Raw genomic sequence first — 26,729 nt, 5'->3', positions numbered from 1 at the left:
TATGGCATAAGGTTTTCACCTTCTTATGCTATATTCCATAGTTTACCTCCTCTCCCCCTTAAAAGAGGAAGAGAAAGTAAAATAAATTAAAGAAAGCTTGGCAAACCTTTAGCAGGATCTGTTTCACGTGCCGCTTGAGCATCTGCTACAGTCATACCTAAGGCCTTAGCAACGCCTTGCCCATAAGCTGGATCGCAAGCATAACAGTTGCGGATATGACGGTATTTGATGAAATCTAGCGCATCACCCATCGCTGCGGCCGTGTTATTAAACAGGGCCTGTTTCTGCTCATCATTCATCAAATTGAACAGGGCACGTGGCTGGCTGAAGTAATCATTGTCATCTTCACGGAAGTCCCAGAAATCAGCATCACCGGTAATCTTTAATGCTGGTTCTTTAAACTGAGGTTGTTCCTGCCACTGGTTAAAACTGTTCGGTTCATAATGTGGCAATGAACCATAGTTGCCATCCATGCGGCCCTGACCATCACGACGATTAGAGTTTACAGGGCAGCGTGCAGCATTGACCGGAACCTGTGAATGATTTACACCAACACGGTAACGCGCTGCGTCGGCATAGTTCACTAAACGTGCCTGTAACATACGGTCCGGTGAGTAGCTGATGCCCGGTACAAGATTACTAGGTGCAAAGGCTGCCTGTTCTACATCCTGGAAATAGTTTTCCGGATTGCGGTTCAGCTCAAATTCACCGACTTCAATCAGTGGATAATCGCCCTTCGGCCAGACTTTGGTCAGGTCAAATGGATGATAAGGCACTGTTTCGGCTTCCAGTTCTGGCATGACTTGAACGTACATTTTCCATTTTGGATAGTCGCCACGTTCGATGGCATCAAACAGGTCGGTCTGGCTGCTTTCACGGTCTTTGGCAATCAAGTCTGCTGCTTCAGCATCGGTCAGGTTCTGGATGCCTTGCTGGGTACGCATATGGAATTTCACCCAGAAGCGTTCATTTTGGGCATTGATAAAACTGAAGGTATGGCTGCCAAAACCATGCATATGACGGTAGCCAGCAGGAATACCGCGATCCGACATGACAATGGTCACCTGATGCAAGGCTTCAGGCAATAATGTCCAGAAATCCCAGTTATTGGTGGCACTGCGCTTGTTGGTTTTCGGGTCACGTTTGACTGCTTTATTCAGGTCAGGGAACTTGCGGGCATCCCGCAGGAAAAATACCGGAGTATTGTTGCCAACTAGATCCCAGTTGCCTTCTTCAGTATAGAATTTCAGGGCAAAACCGCGAATATCACGTTCTGCATCGGCCGCACCACGTTCACCCGCCACCGTTGAGAAACGCGCAAACATTTCGGTTTTTTTGCCGACTTCAGAGAAAATTTTAGCGCGGCTATATTGGGTAATATCATTGGTCACGGTAAAGGTACCGAAAGCACCTGAACCTTTGGCATGCATACGACGCTCTGGAATCACTTCACGGACAAAGTTGGCCAGTTTTTCATTCAGCCATAAATCCTGGGCAAGTAAAGGTCCACGCGCACCTGCCGTCATACTGTTCTGATTGTCGACCACAGGGGCACCAGCTTCAGTAGTCAGGTGGGTAACAGGACATTTTTTAGGGTCTTGACTCATACTATTAACTCCCGTTTCTTTTCATTTAAATTGCCGAGAGAAACTTAAGATCTCCATATTCTAGTTTACGCTTAACTAGCGTATTAAAATATTAAACTAAAGAGTGTCTACAAAATCGGTGGCTATTCAGTACATGGTGCCATGGGATTCTTGGTCAACAGTAGCCCAAATTTATTGATAGCACTGAAAGCATTTCAGGAATTTATTCCCACCCGTATCAGCTTTGCACGTTTAAATCTTGAATACACCGAACATTCAGTCAATATATCACTGTATTTTGATTTTCAACTGTCTGAACAGGTACATCGTCTATTGGCTGAAACCTGTGCCGTGATTTTATTTGAGTGTGCTGAATTTATTGTTGGACGCCCTCTCCATGACGCTCAAATCTGTTTTGCGCACGCAGAACCCGACTATCACCAAGCCTATGCGCAGTATTTATCGGGCGCTTATTCTTTTTCCGCACCTGCAATCAAAGCCACCTTTCCTTTCAGTCTATGTCACATTCCGAATGCCTCGGCCAATCAAGACAGTTATTTACTCGCGATGCAACAATGCGAAAGCATGCTACAGCAGCTCAAACCGGGCAAGCAAAGCTATGTGTATATGATAAAAAAAATGATGCTGTCGAGTTCGCTACATGAACTGAGTGAAGACCAAATTGCAGCGGCATTGTTTATGAGTAAACGGACATTGGCACGTCAACTTGCCGCAGATGGCACAAGCTTTAGGGAGATTCGAGATGCAATTTTGTCGGAGCAAGCACGTCGTTATTTAACAGACAGTACTTTATCTGTCGATGCGATTGCAACGCTATTAAACTATCATGACAGTTCTAACTTTAGACGCGCATTTAAGCGTTGGTTTAACGTTACACCGAGCCAATATCGTAATCAATATAGTTAAACTTTGGGTAAAGTTCATTGCATAAGCAGGTGAAATATTTTTTATCATTCAAAATTGACCTGATTGAAGATTAATTTTTTTCTGTATTCATGACCATCCCTGATCGGACGGCTAAACATCATGTCGTTCGAATAAGACCTTTAAATCAGCCATTTGTTATAATTTCGATATTCAATGAATGGCAAAATTAAATGGATCATTTGCAGAAGTTACAGATATATGTGCGTGTGGTTGAAACCCAAAGCTTTACTCACACTGCTGAGACATTGGGTGTGCATCGTCCACTGATTTCCAAAGCCATCAAACAGCTTGAACATGAATTGGGGGTGAGATTACTCAATAGAACCACCCGTAAAGTCAGCATGACTTTAGAAGGTGAAGCTTTCTATCACAAAGCATTGCAACTCCTTAAAGACTTCGATGCTATTTTTAATAGCTTTCAGCCAAATCTACAGACTCAAAATATATCGGGTAAACTGCGCATCAACGTACCCATCACCATTGCCAAAGCCATTCTGATTCCTCATTTGGCAGAGTTTAAACAACAATATCCAAATATCGAGTTGATTCTAGAATCCTCTGATTCCTTAGTGGATCTCATTGATCAAGGTGTCGATTTTGCAATTCGACTCGGCTACTTAGATGACTCAACCCTCATTGCAAAATCACTTGGACAAGTTGAAATGATCACTTGTGCTGCCCCTTCTTATTTAAAAAAATATGGCACACCGCATACCTTAGATGATCTAAAACACCATCAAGCCATCAATTATTTTAGCGGTAAACAACGTAAGGTTATGAATTGGCAATTTATTGTGAATCAGAAACTTGAAGAATATAAATTGGATTCAAGTATTTTAGTCAATGATTCAGAATCATTTTTAAGCGCAGCCTTACATGGTTTGGGCTTAATTCAAGGGGTTCGTCATGCAATACAGCCGTATCTCGAGAATGGCCAACTCATTGAAGTGTTATCAACTTATCAAAATATGCCTAAACCTATTTCTTTGCTCTACACTCACCGTGAACATTTACCTGCACGTATGCAAGTCTTTATAGATTGGATTGAAAGGATATTTGCAAGAGATTGTGATAAAAAATAGAACCAATCTATAAATAGGTTGTTTATTTATCTGATCTGTTTGAACCACTATGCTAATTCCATCTGTTAAACATATGGAAAAGAAACATGTCTAAAACTGTGGTGATGCGTGCTATCGGTGGTGCTGAGGTCCTACAAATTGAAGATCTAGAAATTCCTGCTCCCAAAGCACGTGAAGTACAAATGGCAGTCCATGCGATCGGCTTAAATCGGGCTGAAATCATGTACCGTACCGGTAATTATGTGATTGAACCCACTTTTCCTTCTGTACTTGGCTATGAAGCCGCAGGTATCGTTACAGCGATTGGCGAAGGTGTTTCAGAGTTTAGTATTGGCGATGCAGTGAGTGTCATTCCATCTTTTGGTTTTGATGAATATGGTACATACGCAGAACTCATCAATCTGCCAGTCCATGCTGTTGTAAAACATCCTAAAGATTTGACATTCCAACAAGCGGCTGCAAGCTGGATGATGTTTGTGACGGCTTATGGTGCATTAGTACATTTTGGCAACTTACAGAAAGACCAATATGTTGTTATTGGTGCTGCATCTAGCAGTGTTGGCGTGGCAGCAATTCAAATTACTAATATGTTAGGCGCTACCCCAATCGCATTAACTCGTACTAGTGCTAAAAAGCAGCAACTGATAGATCTAGGGGCTAAATATGTGATCGCTACTGAGGAGCAAGATTTAGTAAATGAATTGAATCGTATTACCAATCACCAGGGGGTAAATATGGTGTTTGATCCTGTAGGTGGTCCAGCTGTAGGTAAAATCATGCAAGCTATGGCTAAACAAGGCACATTCTTCCAATATGGTGCGCTTGATACACGTGATATCCAAATGAGTGTTATGGATGTTTTAGGCAAACATTTAACATTACGTGGTTATGAGCTCTTTGAAATTACCACTGATTCCAATGCGCTAGAACAGGCAAAACAATTTGTTTATCGTGGTTTGGAGTCAGGTCAGTTATCACCTTTAATTGACCAAGTCTTTAATTTTGAGAATATCCAAGAAGCTCATAAATACATGGAAACAAATGCCCAAATCGGCAAGATCGTAGTTAACGTTCAGTAATTTAGATGCCCTATACTGCCATCTATAGGGCATTTTAGTTCCAATACAATATTTTTGGTTAGCCGAGTTTCATCATAGATCTGACCACACTCGATGCCGTGATCGGGTTATTTAATGCTGTTTTACTAGAGCATTAAATAACTCAAATCACGGATAATTAGTTTCAGCGGGCATTTACTTTACTAGTTTTCTGTCAATAGATCATGGTTAATATATTAAAAAACTAAGGCTCTTATAAATCGTATAAAATAAATAATACAGAATATAAGTAGTTTACTTTACAATATTTCAGTCTTAATAATGCTTGAATCTAATTTTATATATTTACTAATATATTCTAATTAAAACTTGGATTTCATAACCATTAACTATACAGTACAACTATCAATAAAATCTCCCCACCATTGCATCATTTCCACGCGCTGATTGAAATATTCTGCATGATTATAACTTGCACGGGTTTTATTTTTATCAGTATGAGATAGCTGTGCTTCAATCCAATTTGATTGAAATAAACCAGATTCATTTAATATGGTACTAAATGTTGAGCGTAAACCATGAGATGATAGTTCATTTTTAGTATATCCCATTTTTCTAATAATCAAGTTCAGGGTATTAAAATGAATAGGTTTATGATTATTACGGGGGCTAGAAAATACATATTTTTCGCCATGAGACCAAGCGAGTGCTGATTTCACAACTTCAAGTGCTTGATCAGATAGTGGAACTAAAAAGTCAGGAATATCATGACCTAAAATAACTTTTCTTCTATATTGTTTAATATGTAAGGCCGGTATTTTCCATATTCTTTTATCCAGATCGAAGTGATGTGGTTCAGAAAGCAGTAATTCTCCACCACGTACGCCTGTATATAACTTAAATAATAGGGCTTTTTTAATGATAGGATCTGTATTAATCTGATTCAATCTAGCTAAGAAATTAGATAGTTCATCTGAGTTCAAATGAGGATAATTTTTCTTAATCTTATTATTAACTAATATTTTATGAAGCCCATTTGCAATATTATATTCACAATACCCCATTGCTACAGCATAATCATAAATCTGATTTAAATAACTGTAAGCTTTCTTTACAGGTTCTTTTACATTTCTAGATTCTATATTTTTAATAACCTTAACCAGATCATATCTTTTAACTTCAATAAATGGCGTTAGTCCAATATTTGGATAAATATCCTGATCTAAACATTTTTTTGCAAGCTGAATTACACCGCATCGTGGTTCATCTTCAAAGGAATTTTTAATTTTAAATTCTAACCACTCTTCACAAATATCCTGAAAAGTTTTGATGTCTTTTTTATGCAGCAGTTTATTTTGATAATCATTAAATTTATATTCATCCCGGACTGATCTGGCCTCTTTCAAGGACATTACAGGATATTCGCCCAACTTCATGCGAGGACGTTTATTTGTCCCTACAAGTGAATAGCGGTAACTCCAAGATTTACGTCCATTTGGTTCTATCTTTAAACTTAAGCCGTCATCATCTGCCAGAAAATAGACTTTTTCCTTTGGTTTAGCCTGGCGTACCTTAATTTCCGTAAGACTCATGAATATTTAACCTAACCACAAATGACACTGCGCAATTCAATTATAGCAAATTTAAGCAATTTTCATATGATGCGTATCATACGCATCATATATTTTTATAAGTTATTGTTAAATCTGTTTTATATTTAGAGTGATTGCTTTTTAGTAACCATTTAATTAACCATTGATTCTACAAGTTAAATAAAAAAACCGGCTTAAAGCCGGTTTTTTATCTTAAATATTCAGATCATGATTTCTTCACATCAAAACGGTCTGCATTCATCACTTTTGTCCAAACACAAACAATGAACCGTACCGGGTTTGTCGGAGACTCAATATTCTGAGAGACTATTCCGATGACAAAACCAACCTATACCCTCGAAATTAGAGAAAGAGCGGTTCAATTACTAATTGAATCTGAAAAAGATTATCCTTCTACTTGGGCTGCAATCACAGCAATTGCGCCTAAGATTGGTTGTACTCCTGAAACACTTCGTGCCTGGCATCAAAAGCATTTAGATCAGCAAAATCCTATTAAAGTACAACAGATATCTGATCAAGAAAAAATGAAGCAAATGGAACGTGAAATTAAAGAATTAAAGCGTGCCAATGAAATTCTACGTAAAGCAGCCGCTTTTTTCGCCCAGGCGGAGCTCGACCGCCCACACAAATAATGGTGGATTTCATCCATAACAATAAAGACTTATATGGTGTTGATGCGATTTGTAGGATTTTACCGATCGCAGCTTCAACCTATTACCGAACTTTAGATCTCGCTGACAAGAGATGGCTCCGTAAATTTGAACAACACCTATAAGTGATAAAATTGCTGGTTCAGTTATTTGGGGTAACTGTTCTAATAACCAGTCTGGTAATTTTTTTAATTCAGTCGGTTGCATTTTTAGTTATCCTATTTTTAATAATTTCAACTTGTTACATACGTTACACAACATAATTTATGCAAGTTCAGTATAAGGAACCCGGCGCAAGTACAAAGATTTTTGACATAAACTGATCACACTTATATTCATCACAAGACATAAAAAAGAGCGCACGGAGCGCTCTTGATGCGAGCTTTTAAAGCTCAGCTGAACTTTTCGGGACTTCATACCGGATATAAGACGCAAATGTCAGGTAATTAATCCCCTGAAATAAAATATCAATCGCCAGAAACAGGCCCAGGACCCAAAACGGTGCATCTGGGGATTGCAAAATCACAATCCCTGCCAGCAGGGTCAAGATGCCTGAAAATAAAGTCCAGCCCCATCCACCCAGAGCGCGAAACAAAAGGCTATTCAAGATCCGGATGATACCTGCAATAATTAGAATAATCGCCAGAATATGGGTCAGGACCACCGCGGTCTGTAGCGGTGTACTGAACGCATAATATCCGGCAAGCAAGTATAAAAGACCGAATAAGGCCCAGAACCAGCGAAAACCGCCATGAAAAATTTTAAATGCAGCAACAAAATGCAGAATCCCGCCGATCATCATCAGTACGCCAAACATGAATACCACGGACAAGGTTGCAAAGGGTAAAGTCGCTAGCAAGACCAGACCAAAAATCACTAGTAAAATGCCCAGCCCCAGATACCATTTTCGCTTTTGATGCAACTGACTACGTACCAAGTCATTGCCTACTGTTTTCATCTTTTCTTCTCAAGTGATGTCTTATTTGACTGATCATACTTTAAAACTTGATTGGCTTTAGAAGAATCTTACGTTTCCTCTTGCATAAAAAAATAAAATTATGTTTTAGTAGCCGATTAACATCGATATAAAGAGGTGGTCCCACTTGTTTGAACAACTAAAAGCTTATTTATAAGTGATATTCTGCTCTAGTTAAGCTACCTTATTTTGTTGTGGTAGCTGGTCATAGTAAAACTCATCTGGAGTCATTTTGTCCAGACTCGAATGAGGTCGTTTCAAATTATAAAATTCAAAATATGCGTTTAATTGCTTCTTCGCATCCAAAACATTGCTGTAGGCTTTGAGATAAACCTCCTCATATTTAACGCTCCGCCATAATCGTTCAATCATCACATTATCGACCCAACGACCTTTACCGTCCATGCTGATTTGGATGTCATTTGATTTTAACACTTCAATAAACGCATCACTGGTAAATTGACTGCCTTGGTCTGTATTAAAGATTTCAGGTGATCCATATTTTTCAATCGCTTCATTTAATGTTTCTATACAAAATGCAACCTCCATACTAATCGATACGCTATGGGCAAGCACCTTACGGCTGTACCAATCAATCACAGCACATAAGTAGACAAAGCCTTTTGCCATAGGGATATATGTTATATCCGTTGCCCACACTTGATTACTCCGTTGAATATTCAATCCTTTGAGCAGATATGGATATTTACGGTGAGCTTGATTGGCCTGACTTAGATTTGGTTTACGATATAACGCATTAATGCCCATTTTTTTCATTAAAGTACATGTATGACGTCGTCCTATATGATGTCCTTGACGGTTCAATAAATCACGCATCATACGGCTACCTGCAAAAGGGTATTGCATATGTAATTCATCAATACAGCGCATCAGCTTCAGATCTGATGCACTCACAGGTTTTGGGCGATAGTAATAACAACCACGGGAGACTTTCAGTAGCTTAGCTTGCTTAGATACTGAAATCTGAAGTGAGTCGTCGATTAACTTTTGTGGTTGAAGCGGCCCAGTTTCTTCAACACACCTTCTAAAAAATCAATTTCTAATGCCTGCTCACCGATTTTTGCATGTAGTTTTTTTAGATCAATGGGTGGTTCTGCTGGAGCTTTTGATTGATCGAAGGCTTGCGAGGAAGCCGAAATCAATTGATTTTTCCAGTCGATAATTTGGTTTTGATGAACATCAAATTCAGCACTCAATTCAGCAAGTGTTTTTTCTGCTTTAATCGCAGCAAGTGCTACCTTAGCTTTAAAATCATTTGAATGATTTCTTCTTGGTCTACGTGCCATAAAATACTCCTTATATCGATGTTTATAACATCATTTGGGGAGCAAAATATCACTTATAGGTGTTGTTCAAATTTCCTGATCCACCTCTTTCCTTTAGCTTCAGAAAAAGTAGCTGCTGGTTTCCCCTCTCCCGCACAAGATTACATTGATAAAACTTTAGACATGAATGAACACCTTGTGAAAAATGAAGCTGCAACATTTGTTGTCAAAGTAGCTTCTCTTTCCATGCGTGACGCAGGCATTGAAATTGATGACGAGCTTTTAGTGGATCGTAGTCTTGAAGCTAAACACGAAGATATTGTTATTGCTTTAATTGACAATGAGTTCACCGTTAAGCGGTTAATGATTGAAGGTGATAAGTGTTGGCTTAAAGCTGAAAATCCAGATTATGACGATATTCACCTTAATGATTGCCAAGAATTATTAATATGGGGTGTAGTGACCTTTGTCATTAAGCCATTTAGGAAACATAAATAATCTAATCCTATTGGTCTAATCTACATGGAAAATCAAAATAAGATTTTTGCTTTGGTAGACATTAATAACTGTTATGTAAGCTGTGAACGTGTCTTTAATCCAAGCCTGAATAATAAGCCAGTAATCGTATTATCTAATAATGACGGTTGTGCTGTGGCTCGTTCACAAGAAGCTAAAGACTTAGGAATAAAGATGGGTGTACCTCTTTTTCAACTCAAGGAGCTTGTAGAGCAGCACAATATTACAGTCCTTTCGAGTAATTATGCTCTATATGCGGAAATGTCCCGCAGATTTATAAAAGTCCTAGCTGAATTTGTTACACCTCAAGAACAAGAAATTTATTCGATTGATGAATGCTTTTTAGATCTAACTGCTTATGCTTCAAATTATGATCTAACTGCTTATGCTCATTTAATTCTGGATCGGCTCTCACGTTGGCTAGGTTTGCCGGCCTGTATTGGAATTGGACGGACTAAAACAGAAGCAAAAATGGCTAATCATATCGCTAAAAAGAATAGTTATTTAAAAGGTGTATGTAACCTTGTTTCAATGGACTATTGTTCGATTGAGGGCTTATATCAATCTATAGAAGTTAGTGAAGTATGGGGGATTGGTAGAAAGCATACTAAAAAGCTGAATAGCCTAAGCATTAATACAGTTCTAGATTTTGTTTGTGCTTCACCCTTAATGATTAGAGATCAATTCTCTGTAGTCATGCACAGAACTCTATTAGAATTACAGGGAATTTCTTGCATTGAAATTGAGCAAAGTCCTAAAGCAAAAAAACAAATAATAGCAAGCCGTTCCTTTGGCCAGAAAGTTTATAGCTGTGAGGATCTTAAAGAAGCGATTACGCTTTATGTTCAGGATGCCGTAAGCCGTTTAAGAAGTGAAAATTTACTATGTGGCTGTATTATTAGTTTTGTTCAATCTAATCCATTTGATACTTCTGAGCCTTTTTATAATAAATCTTTGTCTTACGCTTTACCCGATCCATCAGACAATAGTTTATTACTTTCTAAAATTGCTACCTCAATGGTTGATCAGCTATACCAAAAGAATATTGGATTTAAAAAATGTGGAGTTATCCTCACTTGTCTTGAACCTAAAGCCACTCATATTTATGACTTATTCACGGACATGAACAAGATAGAATCAAGTAATAAACTTATGGATTCACTCGATGATATACAGAATAAATTTGGTAAGAGAAAAATAGGATTAGGTGCCAGTATGCTACCTGATAGAAATTGGAATATGTCACGTAATAAGCTGTCTCCCAATTACTTTAAATGGGATCAACTTATGAGTGTTAAATAATTAGTCATGACTAAGATAATTTTTTTGCATGTGACTTGCCACCTGGCTAAAAGGAATAACAGGAATTGAAATTAAAATATGCAGCGTTTATAGCTCTTTTAATAGTAGTGTCTGTTATGGCCTTTAAACAGGTTTATAACCCTTACTTTGATCAAGATAAAGAAGTAAAGACGTTTAGCTTTAATGGAAAAAAATTAACGGCTCTGTACCTATATAGGGAGCATGATCAAGAAATAGGTTTTAAAGAAAATCCTTCATTAAAGCCTTTAGTCTTTACGTGGAAAAAGCCGATTTATACCTGTTTTAATATGGTCAATGTACCTTATGACTTAGAGATATTTTTCTTTAATACAGATAAAAAAATTATTGGATCGGCTGTAATGGAAAAGTTTTCCAAAAAGCAGTATTGCCCCAAAGAAAAGATTCAATTTGCATTAGAAAGAATAAAAACTTAGATTTTTCAATCTAGTCTTTAGTATCTTTAAAATTGTTTGAATAGTAACTATATGGATAAAGAGTATAAAATATGTCTTTAATGTCGATACTGAAATCTTCAGATCCTAAGTGCAAGGAAGTAAAAGAAATTATAAAAAGTGTCGCACCCCAAAAAAAAGATTTCAAAACTTACAGTGGTATTCCTCCTTTTACTAATTATGAAGTTATGAGTGAACATAAATTAACGAGTAGTTATGATTCAGGCTTGGTTGGTACAGCATTTGACTACTTATCTAAAATAATTTGTGCGTACTACACGAATACTGAATTGAGTGCTAAGGAATTTGAGCAACCTAAAATTATCAGCTTTCTAGAGGAAACGAAAAATAAAAGCATTTTGGTATTGTATAAAAAAATTCAAAATCACATAGATTTTCTACTAGCTAATAAATCAAACGATTTAGAACTAAATGAAGAATTTATTGGTGGAATTATTCTTTTGGCTAAATTAGAAAATCTATGGCGATCTGGATTTCTACCAGTAGCAACAAAGAAAGACATACTAAAACCAACGGAGAACGTGGTTTACGAAGATATATCTTCCCTAGTCAAAAATTTTGATAATGTATTCATTAAGAATGGTCTTATTAAGCCTGATAGTCTGATCACATACAATCCCAGATATTCTGCAAATATCCGTGTTGCACTAGGGGGGATAGATGCAGATATTTGTATTGATGAAACACTATATGACTATAAAAGTACAAAAAATCATGGATTTATGATTAAAGACAGTATGCAGATCACATCGTATTACTTATTCTATTTAATGGATCGAATTATGTCGTCAACAGTGCAGATGCAACGACACAGAATAGAACGAATTGCATTATATAAAGCGAGATTTGGCCAAATTGAATATTTTGATGTTAAGCATATACCTGAAAAAGATTTAAAATATGCAATTTTTGAGCTTAATAGGATGTTTAAATTAGGTATGCCCGCTCAGAAAATTAAGGATTTTTAAAGGGCACTAAAGCACAGTATTGCGCCTTATCCTTCCCTTATATTATTAACGGTCTTGCTCTTTCCCCTTGTTCTTTCCGTGTTGAAGATCTAGCTTATTAGGTTGAATCTGTGGCTGTGGCGTTGGTTTTTTCACTTCTACCTGTTTCCGTAAATAGTCCACTAGATCAACTGCTAGTTTTCTATCTTGCGGATCTGGTGACTGTGATAGAGCTTTAGTAATTTCCTTGTAATGCGTCAATGCTTCTTTTTCTTGCTGTTTAGCTTTCTGGACACGTTCTGGACTTGCCTTATTTTTACCATATCGCTTAAACGATTTGCCCTGCTCTTTCATTTGTTTAACTGACTGCTTATCACTTCTATTTTTTTGAAGCCTAGCTATACGTTTTGTCGCATTCGCTTCAATCCCTCTGGATCTTAATTTTTCAGCAAAACTTTCTCGCCATTCCTGAAGATCAGCCTTCCTGATATTTAACCGATCACCTTTTTCAGAAACAGCTTTAACAACAACATGCACATGCGGGTTTTCACTTGGATCTTTTGAAGGGTCATTGGTAAAGGTATGCTGCACCATCATATATTTATGGTCTTTAAAATGTTCCTCTGCAAATTCTTTTGCAGCATCATAAACGCCTTTTTCATCCGTACCTTTCGGCATAGATAACACAATATTAAAAGCCTGCTTATATTTAGATTCTTCATCAGAAATAGGTGTACCTGACATTTGCCAATCTTCAGCAGTATCTTCTATATCATCCTTACCATTAACTTTATTTCCGTCCTGATCAATTCCCTCTAATTGCCCATTCCGTGTGATATATCCCATGTGGGCTTTCACCTTCCCCATAGAATTACCTCCACCAGTAACCTTGACCATTACTTCAGGGGTCTTTTTACTGATTCTATTTAAAGTTGCCTTAACGCTATTTGGAGATGATTTAGGGGCTGATTTAGCTGAATGGCCAGATCCATTTTTAGGCTTAGACAGATCATTTAAAAAAGTATCTAAACTTTGGGTCTGATTAACACGCTTAACTTTAGATCCGTTAAGTAGCTGCTCACCATGAGCAAGCAAAGTGCTTTGCACTTCTCTGGTAGTCTTACTGCTTCCGTTAGCCATTATTCCCACCTCTTTTTATTGCGCTCTAATAGAGTGAAAACATGCCTAACTTGAGCTTTTACTAGCTGATGTACTCGCTCGACAAATTCTCTATCGTAAGATTCATAAATACCCTGATTCATATTCTTAGCCATTTGGTTTAGGTTTCTACCAATCGCCAAAAGCTGACTATTTGATTCGCCAAGTTTAAGAGCTTCTTCCTGGCTAAAGAATATTGAATCTTTTGTGACATTAGCTGTTAAAACCGAAATGATATATTGATTCGGTTTCATGCCGATCTGTGCTGCTTTCTCATTAATGGCTTTCATCAAACTTGGTTTAAGCCGTAATTCTTTGCGTGATGTTTTTTCAAATACATCTATAACGTCTTGCGTTTTTTCTATTTCAGATAACTTTTCCTTGATCATTTTTTTGATCAAGTCGTCTGGATCTACTTCTTCAAACTTAGCTAACTGATAGATTTTTTCGGTTAAGTCCTTTTCCAGATTCAAGGAAAAATCTTGTCCTGAAAAGTTAGGATCATTCTCTTTTTGATAAGAAAGTTCTAACGCTTTTTGGAAAGGTGCGCCTTTCTTAATTCCCTGTTTTTCACACTTTGCTTCCCACCAATCAAGCACTGCCCGATCAACTCTGAAAAAGATTTTATTGTCTTTAGTCATGATTAATTCCATAAGCAAAGTAATATTTTGCTTATCCCATTCTATCAACTGGGTGACAAAATGGCAATTTTAACGGCTACTGCCTATCCTGCCCTAGATTATATATCTTCTTTTTTTCCCTCTTTTCTCCTTAGTCATGACTAAGGGTAATCAAGCTAGGTGGTCGGGAAAACCCGCCCAAAAAAAGACCTTGCATTAGCAAGGTCTTTTTCCATTGGTAGGTTTAGGCTTCTTGTAAATACTCGATTTCAAGGCTGCTGCAATCTACGGATACCTCTGTTCCATCTTCGTATTTGATCCATGCAAAACCCAAAGAAGAAGGCTTTTTATTAAGCATCAGGTTCGCTTGTCTGCCGTCATGAATAACAACTAAAAGCGGTTTTTTGATTTTGTCTGGATCTTCTTCTTTAGCTTCTGGCTGCTCTTTCTGGTTCGATTGATCCATCAGTTTTTTAACTTCAAGTTCTTCAGTCGCTTCAGCTTGATCATTCCCATTAAAATTGAAAGATTCATTATCATCAATAATAGCGGTTTGCTCTTGGCTTTCTTGCGCCTGTGGTTCTGATTCTGGATCTGCTTCAGTCGCTTCAGCTTGCTTAGGTTCTTTTAACTTTTTAGATAGAGCCTGTACTTTCGATCTGATAATGTCTTGACCATTCTCTAAAGATTCATCCACCCAAGCGTTTACTTCTTCAGGGAATGATTCCCAAAGTTTGCGTAAGTCATACAAAGTCTTTGGAGATTTAAAACCTGCATCATAAGCCTTAGATAAGCACTCTGGCATATCCACTAAAGCTAGGTGAGTAGAAATAAAAACAGGATCTTCATTTAACTTTTTAGCGATTACGTTTTTCTTCTCGCCTTGCTTAATTTTCTTTTGGATGAAAAGTGCAAGCTCAATAGGTGAATGGTTAAGGCGTTCTTTATTCTCCGGTGGTGTTTCAAAAAGTATGCTGGCATTAAACGAATCCATTATTGATATAAAAGAACACTAAATCAAAGGCTTTGAAATGATTTTCAAGCTTTTTGGAGAAGTTGCAGCTTCTCCTAAAGCCTCGCCTGATTCGATGCCGTAATCGACAATTATTGCCTTCTATACCCACAGTGAAAAATTTACCAATCAACTGTTTGCATTCTTTAAAGGTCGTAACAAAGCTATCCCAATGGTCACTTGATATACATGTATAGCTTACACCTAACTGCTTCAATTTTAATTTAAGTCGTTTTGCAGTGGCTAAATCTCGGTTACCCCATACATAAGCAACAATTTCACCTGTTTCTCGATGATAGGCATAAATTAGCCATTGTTTATTTTGCTTATGACCAACAAAAGTCCAAAACTCATCTACTTCAAGGGTTTCATAATGACTTTGCTGTGCTCGAAGTTGATATTTTGATTGGCTAAGTGTCCGTAGAACTTTACCGATACTTACTCTTTCAATTTCTGCTATATCCCTGACACCACTGCCTCGCACCATGAGGTGTAATATTTTGGTTTTGATACCTGAGTGACAGCCTTGATAACTGAGAGCATGATCACCAATAAATTGACGTCTGCATATTTTACATTGGTAATTTTGCTTACCATCTACTTTTGTGCCATTTTTCTTTATACTGTCACTTAGGCAGGCTGGACACTTGATTTCTAGAGTTATTCGCATTTCTCTATTTTATCAAAATCCAACCTGCTTTTTTTCAGCATACTTTTTGAAACACCACCAACAATTTATGTCCACGCCACGTTCTGCGGCTTCGAGGGCTAGTTTTTGTTGAACCACTGAGAACAAGGACAACAAACTGCCTACTATATTTTCCCGGAGAGTGGTGTAGGAACTTTTTCATTATTGCTAATCATATCAGCGACAACATCAGCAACGAGCTCCTCTATTCCTGAGAATGCTTTAGACTGATCCGCATCAAGCCAAGACAATGATGGAAACTCAGCACACAACCCAACATACTCATTATATTCTGCTGACCATGTAACACGGCAAGTATATTGTTTACTATCCATTTGAAACCCCATAATGTTTTAAGTCTATGTATAAAAGTACGATTTTCACTTAGCAGTACTTAAATAATCACCCCACCACTGCATCATTTCAGTCCGCTGGGCTAAATAGTCAGCGTGATTATAGCTGGCACGGGTACGGTTCTTATCAATATGTGAAAGTTGTGCCTCAATCCAGTTATCCTGGAACAAACCTGAGTCATTCAAAATGGTACTAAAAGTGGAACGTAGTCCATGAGAGGATAATTGATGTTTTCCATAGCCCATCTTACGTATAGCCATATTTAATGTATTAAAATGAATCGGTTGATTATGTTTCCGTGGGCTAGCAAAAATGTACTTTTCACCGTATGACCATTGCATGACGTCTTTTAAAATATCTAAAGCCTGATCTGAAAGTGGAACTAAGAAGTCGGGAATCTCATGGCCTAATATGACTTTTCGTCGAAACTGTTTAATATGCAAGGCAGGTATTTTCCAGATTTTTTCATTTAAATCAAAATGATGAGGCTCAGCCAATAACAATTCAGCCCCTCGCACGCCAGTATGTAATTTGAACAGCAGTGCTTTTTTAATAATCGGATGGGCATCCAATTTTAATAAATTTTTCTTAAAATCTGATATATCCTCCGCTTTCAAATACGGATAATTCTTCTTGATTTTACTGTTAATGGCGATTTTATTTAAACCATGCGCGATGTTGAATTCACAATAACCCATCGCTACAGCGTAGTCATAAATTTGGTTCAAATAACTACAAGCTTTCTTGACAGGTTCTTTTACTTGGCGTCCCTCTATTTTTTTGATTACTGAAACCAGGTCATAACGCTTGATGTTTTGAAAAGGTAAATCCTGAAGGTCTGGATAAATATCTTGCTGTAAACATCTTTCTGCTAACTGTAGTACACCGCAGCGGGGTGAATCATTAAATGCATTTTTCAGTTTGAACTGCAGCCACTCCTCCCCTACCTTACGAAAGGTGATGACATTAGAGACAGTATCATACTCAAAACAATAATTATTGTCTTTAAAGTCATCTTTGACTTGTCGTGCCTTTTTCAGCGATAAATCAGGATAAAGCCCCAACTGAATGCGGCGACGTTTTTTTGTTTGTGGATCTGTATAGCGATAGCACCAAGATTTTCTTCCAGTCGGCTCAATCTTCAGGCTAAGTCCATCTTCATCGGATAAAAAACAAGTTTTTTCCTTGCAATGAGCTTGGCGAACTTTAATTTCAGTAAGACTCATGAAATTTAAATGAAACCTATCAGCGGATTGACGAGATCCATTATATCAAAATAGAAGAAAATATATATGATGCGTACACTACGCATCATATATATTTGTAATATATTGTTTTATATATTTAATATTTTAAGTATTTGTATTTTAGTAACCATTATAAGTACCACCTCTTCTTTAAGTTCCCAACAACTCACTTTTTCTGTCATCAATGTTAAATAAGTCTTGTGCTTTAAATTCTTAGATGACCTCCTCTACCCTTTATTATCATTTTTATAAAAGTAACTATATGTACTCATTAAAATTTGTAGAGCTCAAAAACAAAAAAGACCGCTATATAGCAGTCTTTTAACTTAATTAAATAATAATGGGTATACGGATTTAATGGTTGATGGGGCACCTTTACCCCACCAACCTGATACCATTATCAGATGGTTGATAGATCGACCCCGTAGTTGAGTTCCTCTGCGAAGTCCGGCAGTCCGTAACCGATGGTTTTCTTGTAGAACGGAGAGACCTTCGCGGTCGGGGCCTTCTTCTTGTGCTTCGTGGTGTAGAGCATTCGTGCCCGCATCACCTCGAAGGAGTAACCACGTCCTTCACGGTTCTTGTCCTTGGCCAGTCGGTTGATGGACTCCGTGTAAGCGTTGGTGACGGGCATGTCCGTCTCGAAGTAGGTCATGATCTCTTCGCGCCAGTTGCCTACAGCCCTGACCAGATCGCTCCAGACTTCCTTCTGGCCCTTCGGGATGGTGGCTATCCACTCGTCCAGGGCGGCTTCTGCCTGGGGCCGTGTGGTAGCGTCCCAGATGCCGTAGAAACGTTCCTTGTGCTCGTAGGCGGCCAGCAGTTGTGGGAATGCGCCGGTCCAGGTCTCCATGATGAGGCGTTCCCGGTTTGAGACTTCGTGAGCGCGTTTCAGCAGGATTTTCCGGTCACCCTTGAGGGTTCGGCTCTGGGAGGGCATCAGCTCCTTCCTGAGGCCCTTGCGCACCTTCTCCAGGGCATCGTTGGCCATGCGCACCACATGGAACTTATCGACCACGATGCGGGCCTGTGGCAGCACCGCCTTGACCGCTGCTCGGTAGGGATTCCACATGTCCATGCTGACGATCTTGACCTTCTGCCGGTCTTTCATCTTCATCAGGTAGTTGGTCATCACGTCCTGACGGCGGGTGGCCAGCAGGTCGAGCAGGGTCCTCTCCTCGATGTTGGTCAGGATGCAGCGGTAGCGCTTGTTCAGGTACAACTCGTCAATGCCGAGAATGCGGGGCGTCTCGAAGCGGTGCCAGCGCCCCAGGAATTCGGCGCGGGCGTTGAAAATGTCGCGTACCGTCTTCTCGTCCAGGCCCGCAATATTATCAAGAGTAAACTATTAAAAATCCATTAAAATCAATACTTTCACTTTGAGAACATGTATTTAAAGTAAATAACAATTAAAGCCTGTATCTTAGTTATCACTTGAGATACAGGCTTTTTATTTATTCGTTCATATAATTAAACAGTTTGCCTAAAAAATCATCGCTAATGGTTAATTGATACTGTTTTTCAACGAGATTTCGAAGTTCCATAACGAGAAGCAAAGAGTTCTTATAGGCTTCATATAGTTCTAATTCATTTAATCGGGCAGTAGTCTTTTTAAACTTTTCATAGTTTTCAGGACTAATTTCTTTTTCAAGATTCTTTGTCATATTAAACCAATTATCGGCATTTTCTTCCGCAATTCGAATGAGTTGTAGTATATTTTTTTGTAATTGAGATAAAAGTTCCAGTGAACGTGCATTTTCCCCTCTTTTAAGAACATTAATCCCCATTAACCATAGGTTGGAAAAATTATTCAATAAAAAATTTACGTTTTCTTCTGTAAGTCTATTTGGTCCCGGACCTTCCAACTCTGATAAATACAATTCTAGTTGTCCTGTTTCATCATAAATAAACATTGCTTTTGTGTCAGGAATGTAGCCTGATTCTTTGAATGAAGGAATAATATTCATTTCGTTTTCGGAAAGGAAATGAAATTCACCACGTATTAGATTTTCAAAAATTACTACTTCCGTACCGTACTCATTTTGATAGAGTAAAGTGTAGGAAGCGACTTCATTTAGCCATTTTGCTGAATCAAAGGTGGAAATTGTATCATCTTTTAGAAAAACGTAATATTCTATATCAGAGTATTGATCTCCCTCTCCTTTTGTAAAAGAGCCATACATCATACAAGCAGATATTCGTTCATCTGACTGGACAAGTTCCTTAACCCTTGCCATTAGTTCCTTTTGTTTTAACAATTCGATTCCTTCTTTCTTTATTTTGATTCAGGGAGAAATAAAAAATCCTCCCAAATAATGTTGGAAGGATTAGTCATGTCACTTTTTAAGACACTCAAATAAAACTATTTAGCCTTTTTAGCTATTCAGTCTTACATTTATTTAGTATATGGAAAAATGGGCAGACTAATCCTAAGTTTTTAAACTGAAATATACTATTTCATTTGTTAAAAATTAGATCAACCAGAAATTCCGGATACCCATAATAATTAATTCATTTTCATCATAAGTGCATAAGCATCACGTTTGTTTTGACGCAATGATTCTATCTCGGACTTCGTCAGCTGTTTTACGAGAGTTGAGGATATACTTTGCTTCCCACTCTGTGAGCCTTTCGAAATCGTACCCGTAAATCGATTTCCACCATGCTTCAAGATTACCATATACATCCCTCAATTGCTGAAGAGTTTCTTTACTTAGAGCTAATTGTGATGAGTATTGTTTACCCGTCAGTGCATATGCTCCAATAACTTTATTCGTCCCAGTTGTTTCAATATGACCTTTTAATGCTGCAAAAGTACCACCTTGGGTCTGGGTATCATCAACAATAATAACACATTTATCATTGTTTATTGTCCCATCAAATGCTGGTGGGTTGGCTAATCTATGCCACCCATCACCGCCAGTTCTTGATACTTTTATAGCTTGAACTATATTCGTATCAACTTCAAGCCCAAGTTTCTTTGCTATAACTGCTGAAGTAGCTAAAGGAATCATATTACGACCGACTGCTTCCTCAGCATGTACAGGTACTATAATAGTTTCCCGACCATCGATAATTCTTTCTAGTTCAGCAATCGCCTCATCCGAAACTAAATCTTTAGCTAAAATATACGCACTTTCAACATCCCCTGCTTTAGCAGCTTCATACATGTAATGAGAGGTTGCATCTCCAAGACCACGGTCAATAACCGTTTTAGGAAACATATTCCAATCTGTGCGATATAACTTCATATTTTTAAATAAGTTTTAATGATGGCTAGCATTAAATTTTACACTAAATTTACCGCTAGCATCTCTTGGATATTATTTTTCGTATCAGGCAGCACTCTCAAAAGCCGTTTGTTTGGACAGTCCCCATGATCATACACGAGGCAGCTTCAAATACTTATGGGCCCATCCTATCCAGTTGTATCTTCTTGCATCACATGAATATTGTATACTCATTTTGACTACTTGAAAATTATGGAACAACGTCAATAAAAACAATAACTCTAGAGTCTTTAGTCGACATTCCTAAAAAGGTAAATTCAACATTTCTTTCCATATCATTTCTTTGTGTCTCTGGATGAACAAAAGAAACATAGCTTATTTCAAAGAATCGGGCTAGGGTTTTTATGCCAATGATTTTGTTCTCTTCATTAGCAATTAAAACATCTAATTCCAGATCAAACTCTTCTAATTATTTAATTAAATCTTTAACTTTCATTTTACTATCAACCTCTATGAATTATTTAAAAAATTAGCACAATGAAACTTGTGAAAAAAATGGATTTGAACAAAATTTTTTAGCAAAAAAAGCATAGCAACCAGAAAAATCTTTCCAGCAATCAACAAAAATATCCCCGTGTGCTTCCAGTTTACAACATTTTGACTACCACACTGCCCACAGTAGTAATAATAGCCTTTGATACGGCCACCGCATTCAGGACAATTTTTATGATTAATGAATAAGTTACTCAACGTCTCTTCTCCAAAATTCTTATTATCAAGTTGTAAGTGAAGATAGCACACATTTATAAAAAATGTCTTTTTTAAAACATCAAAAGATGTTATAAAAAAGACATTCGCTACTTTAGGATAACTTTTAAGATGAATTTAAATCTCCTTGATGAAGAATCAATCCAACCTTCTGAACCCACGCCATGTGATTTTTTCAAAGGTGAAAATGCTATCAAAAAAGCTAAACAGTTAGGATTACCTGATCTCGAGTTAGTCAGAAACGCAATTATGATCGGTGATGCTGACTATAGAACAAATACTCACTATAACCGTGCACGCTTTATTGCACGATGGGGAAAAATTGGAGAACAGATTGCTTTACTGCTTCGACAATCTGATCCTGCTTGGATATTCCACAATGACAGCCAGCCAAGAATTGAGAATACAGTAAAGAAAATACAAATTATCTTTATGAGCGGGAATATTGCATTGGGGTTAGCTGATCAAGTTGTATCAGCACACTGTGAAAAAGGATTAATGACATTAAATAATATTAAGGAGAATCAGTCTGCTTATGATGATGAGACAAAATTGAGAACATGGATTTTATACTTTCCTTCAGCATCACATCCAGCCTATAAAGACATTGATATCCCAAATATTCCTTTTGAATTTGCATACCCAACTAGCTTCGTACAGGACTTAAAAGCGAAAAAAATTTCAATTTTACCAAGTGACCATACTTGCAGAATTGCATTTGAAATAGATAATACAGTTCCTGTAAAAACTGATCCTAAGCCAGTATTGGAACCATCTAATGAAATTAAACCAGATGATTTTGATATTCAGCTTGTAGTTTAATCTGAGGTTAATGTGTTTAATAAAGATCGTTTACGTATTGCTAAAGAATTACGAGGACTTAGCAATACCGATTTCGCAGAAAAATTGAGTTGCTCTATCTCTAAGGTAAAGCAACTTTTAGACGTGGATAAAGAAATCAATGAAAATGATCAAGATGATATATGCCGTGTATTAAATTTACCCAAGTCATTCTTTGCAGGTAATGACACACAACCACATGAAACAGACCAAATCTTCTATAGATCGGTTGCTCGTATTAAAGCACAGCATAGAAAAGCTAATGAGGCATATACTCTTTTAGCAATAAATATTAACAAGTACTTAAATCAGAAAGTAAAGTTACCTACTTTTCACCGTCCTGATTTAGATATTACTGAGTTTTTGGGTGAATCTAAGTATGCCGATCACCTAGCGTCAGAGTTGAGAGGTTTATGGGCTTTAGGTAATCAACCTATTAATAACATTGTTTCGTTGTGTGAGCTAAAGGGAATCCGTGTCTTTAGATTACCGACTGAAATTCGAGAAATTGATGCACTATCTTTTTTTGATGATGAAAGTGGTAGCCCTTTCATATTTCTAAATACATTTAAGTCTGCCGAAAGAGCCCGCTTCGATTGTGCACACGAACTTGGTCATATCGTTATGCATACGCATAACAAAAAAATTCGTGTCGAGAAAGATAATCGTGTTCTCGAAACTGAAGCGGATCAATTTTCATCTGAATTTTTAATGCCAACAGATGCATTTCTTTCTACTGCTCCACGCTATTTTTCACTAGAAAATATGATTGAGTATAAAAAGATTTGGCGAACATCCCTGAAGGCTATTAACTATAAAGCTCACAAGCTGGGATTAGTTAGTGATTGGGTTAATCGTAGTAACTCTATAAAGATCAATTCGTTGGGCTACAACATTAATGAACCTGAAGAAACTCATCGAGATGAGAGTTTGATGTTGCCCAAAATTATCTCTGTTTTAGCCTCACAACCATCTTTTGATAAAAATAAAATGCTTGATGAAATTGGAATCTCTGAAGAAGATTTTAATCAATTAACATTTGATGCTTTAGTTAAAGTTGAGCCCCCGAAGAAAAAACATAAGTTATATATTGTCGAGTAATACAAACCTTCCTTAAAAATAATGCGCCTTACGGCGCACTATTTATGCAAAATCCTGATTAATTTTTTTATGACTTCACGCCCAACGTAGTTTTGCATCCCATAAGTCATACTTTAACTGAAAATGTAACTTGCCCCATCATGACTTTTTTCATATAGCCTACTTGAACTGACACCATAAATCCCATGTGTTCCATAAAGCATCGTATACAATTTCAGATAAATTCTTTAGTTATGTGATCAGGCTATGTGCTCAAATTACCTATTTCCAAATAAAAGAAATTTGACACTCTTAGGTGTCGATACAAGCCAGTTTGATCTTGAGCTTAAGGATCATGTATTCCCTTCCTATCATGCTCCAATCATTCTGAACGGCTCAGATCACTTAGAGCTTGATATTGCAAAGTTTGGATTACTACCGAGCTGGGCGAAAGAATTGAAGTTCAGCAGTCATACTTATAACGCCAGAACTGAGTCTGTAGCAGATAAGCCTAGCTTTCGACATGCTTGGAAGTACAGCAAGTTCTGCCTAGTCCCAGTACAAGAATTTTATGAGCCGAAATACATCAATGACAAGCCACACTGGTACACCATCAAGCGTAAAGATGATCAGCCTTTTACTGTTGCAGGGATCTATGATGATGCAGTGATTAATGGCAATAAGGTACGTTCCTTTTCAATGTTGACCATCAATTCGGACCATCACCCTTTTATGAAACAATTCCATGCACCGAAGGATGAGAAGCGATCCATCATCGTTATTCCAGAACAGTACAGAAAAGACTGGCTAACAGCCGATCATGAACATGCGCATGAATATTTCTTTCAAATGCCCGATGAATTCGTCACATTTCCACGCGATGAGCAGAAACAAAACGTCTTATTCTGACGCATCCTTGTTTATCCACAACTTTTTAAATTTGAATTTTAAACGCTGTTAGTAATATCCTATTTAAACAAATTCTACTTCCAAACACGCCTCGTAGCGTAGGAGTATCTCATGTCTAAGAAGTTGCCTATTTACTTCTCTGACGACGCATGGTCATCTTTACAAGAGCTCATGGGTCCAGAGGGTAAACCAAGTCCTACCATCAACACCGTGCTTGAACAAATCGCTGTTCAAAATGAGCTTGTTGAAAAATTAGGGCTTACTGCTGTCCTACCCAAATCCAAAGTATCTATTCCCGTCTCTTTAGAGCGTATTCCTGCAGGTCCGGCCTTCAGCACCAAGGATGAGCAAGACAAAGCACTCGATCTGAATGAGTTCCTGATTCACAACCCTATTTCTACTTTTATTGCCTATGTAGACAGTGAATCCATGCTCGATGCTGGCCTAGAGATTAATGATCCAATCATTATTGATCGCAGTATTGAAGCCAAGCATTACGATATCGTGGTTGCCCTGATTGATGACAATGCCTCGACCATTAAGCGGCTGATGATCACCAATAAGATGTCCAAGTCTGAAATCAAAGAAATATTTGGAGATGAAGATTATCCGCTTCCAGAACTTTGGTTGAAGGCTGAAAATTCGAATTACAATCACATCATTCCTGATGATAGTCAGACCATATCAATCTGGGGTGTGGTGACTTTTAATTTAAAGCGTATTTATCACCGCTCATAAAAAGAAGAATAACCATGCAAAGTGAAAATGAAATATTCGCGTTAGTCGACGTGAATAATTGCTACGTCTCGTGTGAGCGTGTGTTTAATCCTGCCTTGAATGATCGCCCAACCATTGTGCTCAGCAACAATGACGGCTGTGCCGTGGCCAGAAGCCAGGAAGCGAAAGACTTAGGCATCAAGATGGGTGTTCCTGTATTCCAAATTAAAGAGCTGATCAAACAACATAACATTCAGGTGCTATCCAGTAATTTCTCCTTATATGGCGAAATGTCCAAGCGCTTTATGGAGCTGCCTGGGGACTATGTTGCACCAGGAGATACAAGGTCTATTCCATTGATGAATGCTTTCTGAAGCTCACAGCTTACGAGCATCTATTTGACCTGACTGTATATGCTCAAGACATGAGGGCTAAGGCTTGGCGTTGGTTAGGCCTACCCTGCTGTATTGGAATTGGTCGCTCTAAAACCGAAGCCAAGATTGCCAATCATCTCGCCAAGAAAAACAAGTTCTTCAATGGGGTCTGTAATCTGGCCCATATGGACCCATGCTCTACAGAAACGCTACTCGCGCAGGTTGATGTGTCTGAGGTTTGGGGCGTAGGCAGACAGAACTGTAAGAAGCTCAATACTATGGGTGTTCAATCTGTGCTGGATCTGATCAATGCCAATCCTAAAGAAATCAAAAAGCAGTTTAGTATCGTGATGGAAAAGACGGTGCTTGAGCTACAGGGCCTTTCTTGTATTGACCTTAGTGATGATACTGTAGCGAAGAAGCAAATCATCAGCAGCCGTTCATATGGCAACCCAGTGTATGAAATGGATGACATTAAAGCTTCGGTTCGGCTTTATGTGGCCAGAGCCGTGAAACGAATGCGGGAAGATGGCTCAATCTGCAAGATGATCGGCGTGTATATCCAAACCAGTCGCTTTGATAATACAGAGCGCTACTCGCCTTACATCGTCGTTCAAATGCATGAGCATACGGATGATCTACTGCTCATCACCAAGGCCGCGATGAAAGGCATCGATCAGATATTTAAGAAAGGCTTTAAGTATAAAAAGGCGGGAATCGTGCTGCTCGAAATTACAGATCAATCCAAGTTTGTGCCCGATCTATTCACGGACTATTCACATAAGCAAGAGCGAGAAAGGCTTTCAGATGCCGTCGAAGCCATCAGTGAACGGTTTGGGAAGAATCTCGTCACGCTAGGCATTGCCAACAATAAAGAAGCCACATGGCACATGAATCAAAACCTTAGATCACCTTCGTATTTAACCAAATGGTCTGACTTACCAAGAGTAGGATAAAAACATGCACTTATTTAAATTAACTGACGAACAACTCGCACAAATTCTTATCCCGAAACGATTTGTACCACCTACTCCACCTGAACATGAAGGCAAGAATATGGTCTATGTATTTGATAGTGAGGATAAGTTTGAACTGACTTATGATGAGCTGGTGGAAATCATTAGCAAAGCTAGAATGGCTGGTCCGAAGTTGATACCTGTCTTAGGCACCGTGAATTAAATTGTGCAGTGTTCGCACGCCACTTGAAACATAACTTGATTGGAAATGAATTTGGGCTGAGAAAAATTCAGTTCAAATTTAACCTGACGGGCACA

General features: G+C 38.0%; 24 protein-coding genes, 3 pseudogenes and 1 other annotated feature. Of the genes and pseudogenes, 14 read left to right on the top strand and 13 right to left on the bottom strand.

Going from position 1 to position 26,729, the window contains the following annotated elements:
- Window positions 1-86: 86 nt before the first annotated feature.
- On the bottom strand, window positions 87-1,607 hold the full coding sequence (locus FTU90_RS11845; RefSeq protein WP_049590605.1) for a catalase: 1,521 nt from the start codon (window positions 1,605-1,607) through the stop codon (window positions 87-89).
- 141 nt (window positions 1,608-1,748) lie between these two features.
- Between FTU90_RS11845 and FTU90_RS11840 the strand changes: the two genes are divergently transcribed.
- The 3 genes from FTU90_RS11840 to FTU90_RS11830 all read left to right on the top strand — a co-directional run bounded on the left by FTU90_RS11840 (window position 1,749) and on the right by FTU90_RS11830 (window position 4,695).
- A complete protein-coding gene (locus tag FTU90_RS11840) occupies window positions 1,749-2,513 on the top strand; it encodes an AraC family transcriptional regulator (protein WP_100535561.1) in 765 nt (254 codons plus the stop codon).
- Between the two features lie 191 nt (window positions 2,514-2,704).
- Entirely contained in the window at window positions 2,705-3,616 is a 912-nt protein-coding gene (locus tag FTU90_RS11835; RefSeq protein ID WP_100535562.1) for a LysR family transcriptional regulator, read from the top strand.
- Between the two features lie 86 nt (window positions 3,617-3,702).
- A complete protein-coding gene (locus tag FTU90_RS11830; protein WP_159138988.1) occupies window positions 3,703-4,695 on the top strand; it encodes a zinc-dependent alcohol dehydrogenase family protein in 993 nt (330 codons plus the stop codon).
- Window positions 4,696-5,063: 368 nt separating this feature from the next.
- On the opposite strand, the gene FTU90_RS11825 is transcribed toward FTU90_RS11830, so the two are convergent.
- On the bottom strand, window positions 5,064-6,266 hold the full coding sequence (locus FTU90_RS11825; protein WP_159138989.1) for an integrase arm-type DNA-binding domain-containing protein: 1,203 nt from the start codon (window positions 6,264-6,266) through the stop codon (window positions 5,064-5,066).
- 335 nt (window positions 6,267-6,601) lie between these two features.
- Here FTU90_RS11825 and FTU90_RS11820 point away from each other — a divergent pair.
- Window positions 6,602-7,026 (top strand): annotated as a pseudogene (locus FTU90_RS11820) (transposase); the annotation flags it as partial.
- Window positions 6,877-6,993: a sequence feature (AL1L pseudoknot), on the top strand. It overlaps the preceding pseudogene by 117 nt.
- 296 nt (window positions 7,027-7,322) lie before the next feature.
- Here the strand turns inward: FTU90_RS11820 and FTU90_RS11815 are convergent.
- Together FTU90_RS11815 and FTU90_RS11810 are read right to left on the bottom strand one after the other, a co-directional pair.
- The gene (locus tag FTU90_RS11815) at window positions 7,323-7,895 is read right to left on the bottom strand and encodes an HdeD family acid-resistance protein (protein ID WP_159139015.1); all 573 of its coding nucleotides are present in this window, start codon (window positions 7,893-7,895) and stop codon (window positions 7,323-7,325) included.
- Between the two features lie 192 nt (window positions 7,896-8,087).
- Window positions 8,088-9,220 (bottom strand): IS3 family transposase gene (locus FTU90_RS11810; protein WP_257222425.1). Its coding sequence is split into 2 segments (ribosomal slippage): window positions 8,088-8,968 and window positions 8,968-9,220, totalling 1,134 coding nucleotides; the frame shifts between segments, so codons are not numbered across the junction.
- Between the two features lie 18 nt (window positions 9,221-9,238).
- Here FTU90_RS11810 and FTU90_RS11805 point away from each other — a divergent pair.
- From FTU90_RS11805 to FTU90_RS11790, 4 genes are all read left to right on the top strand, one after another.
- Window positions 9,239-9,697: a LexA family transcriptional regulator gene (locus FTU90_RS11805; protein ID WP_257222423.1), complete on the top strand. Its 459-nt coding sequence runs from the start codon at window positions 9,239-9,241 to the stop codon at window positions 9,695-9,697.
- Window positions 9,698-9,721: 24 nt separating this feature from the next.
- Window positions 9,722-11,017: a Y-family DNA polymerase gene (locus FTU90_RS11800; protein WP_180009810.1), complete on the top strand. Its 1,296-nt coding sequence runs from the start codon at window positions 9,722-9,724 to the stop codon at window positions 11,015-11,017.
- A 116-nt stretch (window positions 11,018-11,133) separates the two neighbouring features.
- Window positions 11,134-11,472, top strand: a complete 339-nt coding sequence (locus FTU90_RS11795; protein ID WP_180009812.1) for a DUF192 domain-containing protein — start codon at window positions 11,134-11,136, stop codon at window positions 11,470-11,472.
- A gap of 71 nt (window positions 11,473-11,543) precedes the next feature.
- Window positions 11,544-12,479 (top strand): hypothetical protein, encoded by a 936-nt coding sequence (locus FTU90_RS11790; RefSeq protein WP_015060294.1) that lies wholly within the window; start codon window positions 11,544-11,546, stop codon window positions 12,477-12,479.
- A gap of 45 nt (window positions 12,480-12,524) precedes the next feature.
- Here FTU90_RS11790 and FTU90_RS11785 read toward each other — a convergent pair whose 3' ends face one another.
- The 9 genes and pseudogenes from FTU90_RS11785 to FTU90_RS11745 form a co-directional block, all read right to left on the bottom strand.
- Window positions 12,525-13,598 carry a relaxase/mobilization nuclease domain-containing protein gene (locus FTU90_RS11785; protein ID WP_104516576.1) on the bottom strand — a complete coding sequence of 358 codons (1,074 nt, stop codon included), beginning with the start codon at window positions 13,596-13,598 and terminating at the stop codon, window positions 12,525-12,527.
- Complete coding sequence (locus FTU90_RS11780; protein WP_180041309.1) at window positions 13,598-14,257, bottom strand: plasmid mobilization relaxosome protein MobC; 660 nt, start codon at window positions 14,255-14,257, stop codon at window positions 13,598-13,600. Before FTU90_RS11780 ends, FTU90_RS11785 begins: the two co-directional genes overlap by 1 nt.
- A 223-nt stretch (window positions 14,258-14,480) precedes the next feature.
- A complete protein-coding gene (locus FTU90_RS11775; RefSeq protein ID WP_227607606.1) occupies window positions 14,481-15,230 on the bottom strand; it encodes a transcriptional repressor KorB C-terminal beta-barrel domain-containing protein in 750 nt (249 codons plus the stop codon).
- The gene (locus tag FTU90_RS11770; RefSeq protein WP_004282341.1) at window positions 15,217-15,918 is read right to left on the bottom strand and encodes an IS1 family transposase; all 702 of its coding nucleotides are present in this window, start codon (window positions 15,916-15,918) and stop codon (window positions 15,217-15,219) included. Before FTU90_RS11770 ends, FTU90_RS11775 begins: the two co-directional genes overlap by 14 nt.
- 143 nt (window positions 15,919-16,061) lie before the next feature.
- Window positions 16,062-16,283 carry a hypothetical protein gene (locus FTU90_RS11765; protein WP_001986288.1) on the bottom strand — a complete coding sequence of 74 codons (222 nt, stop codon included), beginning with the start codon at window positions 16,281-16,283 and terminating at the stop codon, window positions 16,062-16,064.
- Between the two features lie 33 nt (window positions 16,284-16,316).
- Complete coding sequence (locus tag FTU90_RS11760; protein WP_159138898.1) at window positions 16,317-17,516, bottom strand: integrase arm-type DNA-binding domain-containing protein; 1,200 nt, start codon at window positions 17,514-17,516, stop codon at window positions 16,317-16,319.
- A gap of 421 nt (window positions 17,517-17,937) precedes the next feature.
- A pseudogene (locus tag FTU90_RS11755) lies at window positions 17,938-18,861 on the bottom strand (ISL3 family transposase); the annotation flags it as partial.
- 130 nt (window positions 18,862-18,991) lie between these two features.
- On the bottom strand, window positions 18,992-19,795 hold the full coding sequence (lnu(G), locus tag FTU90_RS11750; protein WP_002333496.1) for a lincosamide nucleotidyltransferase Lnu(G): 804 nt from the start codon (window positions 19,793-19,795) through the stop codon (window positions 18,992-18,994).
- Between the two features lie 279 nt (window positions 19,796-20,074).
- On the bottom strand, window positions 20,075-20,788 hold the full coding sequence (locus FTU90_RS11745; RefSeq protein ID WP_001986287.1) for a phosphoribosyltransferase: 714 nt from the start codon (window positions 20,786-20,788) through the stop codon (window positions 20,075-20,077).
- 858 nt (window positions 20,789-21,646) lie between these two features.
- Here FTU90_RS11745 and FTU90_RS11735 point away from each other — a divergent pair.
- From FTU90_RS11735 to FTU90_RS11710, 6 genes and pseudogenes are all read left to right on the top strand, one after another.
- Window positions 21,647-22,357, top strand: a complete 711-nt coding sequence (locus FTU90_RS11735) for a hypothetical protein (protein ID WP_001052588.1) — start codon at window positions 21,647-21,649, stop codon at window positions 22,355-22,357.
- 12 nt (window positions 22,358-22,369) lie between these two features.
- Window positions 22,370-23,476 carry an ImmA/IrrE family metallo-endopeptidase gene (locus FTU90_RS11730; RefSeq protein ID WP_002046586.1) on the top strand — a complete coding sequence of 369 codons (1,107 nt, stop codon included), beginning with the start codon at window positions 22,370-22,372 and terminating at the stop codon, window positions 23,474-23,476.
- A gap of 246 nt (window positions 23,477-23,722) precedes the next feature.
- The gene (locus FTU90_RS11725; RefSeq protein WP_005245165.1) at window positions 23,723-24,364 is read left to right on the top strand and encodes an SOS response-associated peptidase; all 642 of its coding nucleotides are present in this window, start codon (window positions 23,723-23,725) and stop codon (window positions 24,362-24,364) included.
- A gap of 111 nt (window positions 24,365-24,475) precedes the next feature.
- The gene (locus tag FTU90_RS11720; RefSeq protein ID WP_000038641.1) at window positions 24,476-25,102 is read left to right on the top strand and encodes a LexA family transcriptional regulator; all 627 of its coding nucleotides are present in this window, start codon (window positions 24,476-24,478) and stop codon (window positions 25,100-25,102) included.
- A 14-nt stretch (window positions 25,103-25,116) separates the two neighbouring features.
- Window positions 25,117-26,411, top strand: a pseudogene (locus FTU90_RS11715) (Y-family DNA polymerase).
- Between the two features lie 4 nt (window positions 26,412-26,415).
- Window positions 26,416-26,634: a hypothetical protein gene (locus FTU90_RS11710; RefSeq protein ID WP_000550047.1), complete on the top strand. Its 219-nt coding sequence runs from the start codon at window positions 26,416-26,418 to the stop codon at window positions 26,632-26,634.
- Window positions 26,635-26,729 lie beyond the last annotated feature (95 nt).

It is taken from the genome of Acinetobacter sp. YH12200, assembly GCF_013418175.1.
In the GTDB taxonomy this organism is placed as follows: domain Bacteria; phylum Pseudomonadota; class Gammaproteobacteria; order Pseudomonadales; family Moraxellaceae; genus Acinetobacter; species Acinetobacter pseudolwoffii.
Note: the sequence above shows the minus strand (reverse complement) of the source record. Positions and strands in the feature narration are given on the sequence as shown.

What these genes read in the sequence shown, in the direction of transcription:
- FTU90_RS11765 (WP_001986288.1), bottom strand. Translation starts at nt 16,283, where the DNA reads ATGGGGTTTCAAATGGATAGTAAACAATATACTTGCCGTGTTACATGG.
- FTU90_RS11760 (WP_159138898.1), bottom strand. Translation starts at nt 17,516, where the DNA reads ATGAGTCTTACTGAAATTAAAGTTCGCCAAGCTCATTGCAAGGAAAAA.
- FTU90_RS11830 (WP_159138988.1), top strand. Translation starts at nt 3,703, where the DNA reads ATGTCTAAAACTGTGGTGATGCGTGCTATCGGTGGTGCTGAGGTCCTA.
- FTU90_RS11725 (WP_005245165.1), top strand. Translation starts at nt 23,723, where the DNA reads ATGTGCTCAAATTACCTATTTCCAAATAAAAGAAATTTGACACTCTTA.
- FTU90_RS11835 (WP_100535562.1), top strand. Translation starts at nt 2,705, where the DNA reads ATGGATCATTTGCAGAAGTTACAGATATATGTGCGTGTGGTTGAAACC.
- FTU90_RS11845 (WP_049590605.1), bottom strand. Translation starts at nt 1,607, where the DNA reads ATGAGTCAAGACCCTAAAAAATGTCCTGTTACCCACCTGACTACTGAA.
- FTU90_RS11785 (WP_104516576.1), bottom strand. Translation starts at nt 13,598, where the DNA reads ATGGCTAACGGAAGCAGTAAGACTACCAGAGAAGTGCAAAGCACTTTG.
- FTU90_RS11815 (WP_159139015.1), bottom strand. Translation starts at nt 7,895, where the DNA reads ATGAAAACAGTAGGCAATGACTTGGTACGTAGTCAGTTGCATCAAAAG.
- FTU90_RS11825 (WP_159138989.1), bottom strand. Translation starts at nt 6,266, where the DNA reads ATGAGTCTTACGGAAATTAAGGTACGCCAGGCTAAACCAAAGGAAAAA.
- FTU90_RS11745 (WP_001986287.1), bottom strand. Translation starts at nt 20,788, where the DNA reads ATGAAGTTATATCGCACAGATTGGAATATGTTTCCTAAAACGGTTATT.
- FTU90_RS11710 (WP_000550047.1), top strand. Translation starts at nt 26,416, where the DNA reads ATGCACTTATTTAAATTAACTGACGAACAACTCGCACAAATTCTTATC.
- FTU90_RS11840 (WP_100535561.1), top strand. Translation starts at nt 1,749, where the DNA reads ATGGGATTCTTGGTCAACAGTAGCCCAAATTTATTGATAGCACTGAAA.
- FTU90_RS11735 (WP_001052588.1), top strand. Translation starts at nt 21,647, where the DNA reads ATGAATTTAAATCTCCTTGATGAAGAATCAATCCAACCTTCTGAACCC.
- FTU90_RS11770 (WP_004282341.1), bottom strand. Translation starts at nt 15,918, where the DNA reads ATGCGAATAACTCTAGAAATCAAGTGTCCAGCCTGCCTAAGTGACAGT.
- FTU90_RS11800 (WP_180009810.1), top strand. Translation starts at nt 9,722, where the DNA reads ATGGAAAATCAAAATAAGATTTTTGCTTTGGTAGACATTAATAACTGT.
- FTU90_RS11775 (WP_227607606.1), bottom strand. Translation starts at nt 15,230, where the DNA reads ATGGATTCGTTTAATGCCAGCATACTTTTTGAAACACCACCGGAGAAT.
- FTU90_RS11780 (WP_180041309.1), bottom strand. Translation starts at nt 14,257, where the DNA reads ATGACTAAAGACAATAAAATCTTTTTCAGAGTTGATCGGGCAGTGCTT.
- FTU90_RS11790 (WP_015060294.1), top strand. Translation starts at nt 11,544, where the DNA reads ATGTCTTTAATGTCGATACTGAAATCTTCAGATCCTAAGTGCAAGGAA.
- FTU90_RS11805 (WP_257222423.1), top strand. Translation starts at nt 9,239, where the DNA reads ATGTTTATAACATCATTTGGGGAGCAAAATATCACTTATAGGTGTTGT.
- FTU90_RS11795 (WP_180009812.1), top strand. Translation starts at nt 11,134, where the DNA reads ATGGCCTTTAAACAGGTTTATAACCCTTACTTTGATCAAGATAAAGAA.
- FTU90_RS11720 (WP_000038641.1), top strand. Translation starts at nt 24,476, where the DNA reads ATGTCTAAGAAGTTGCCTATTTACTTCTCTGACGACGCATGGTCATCT.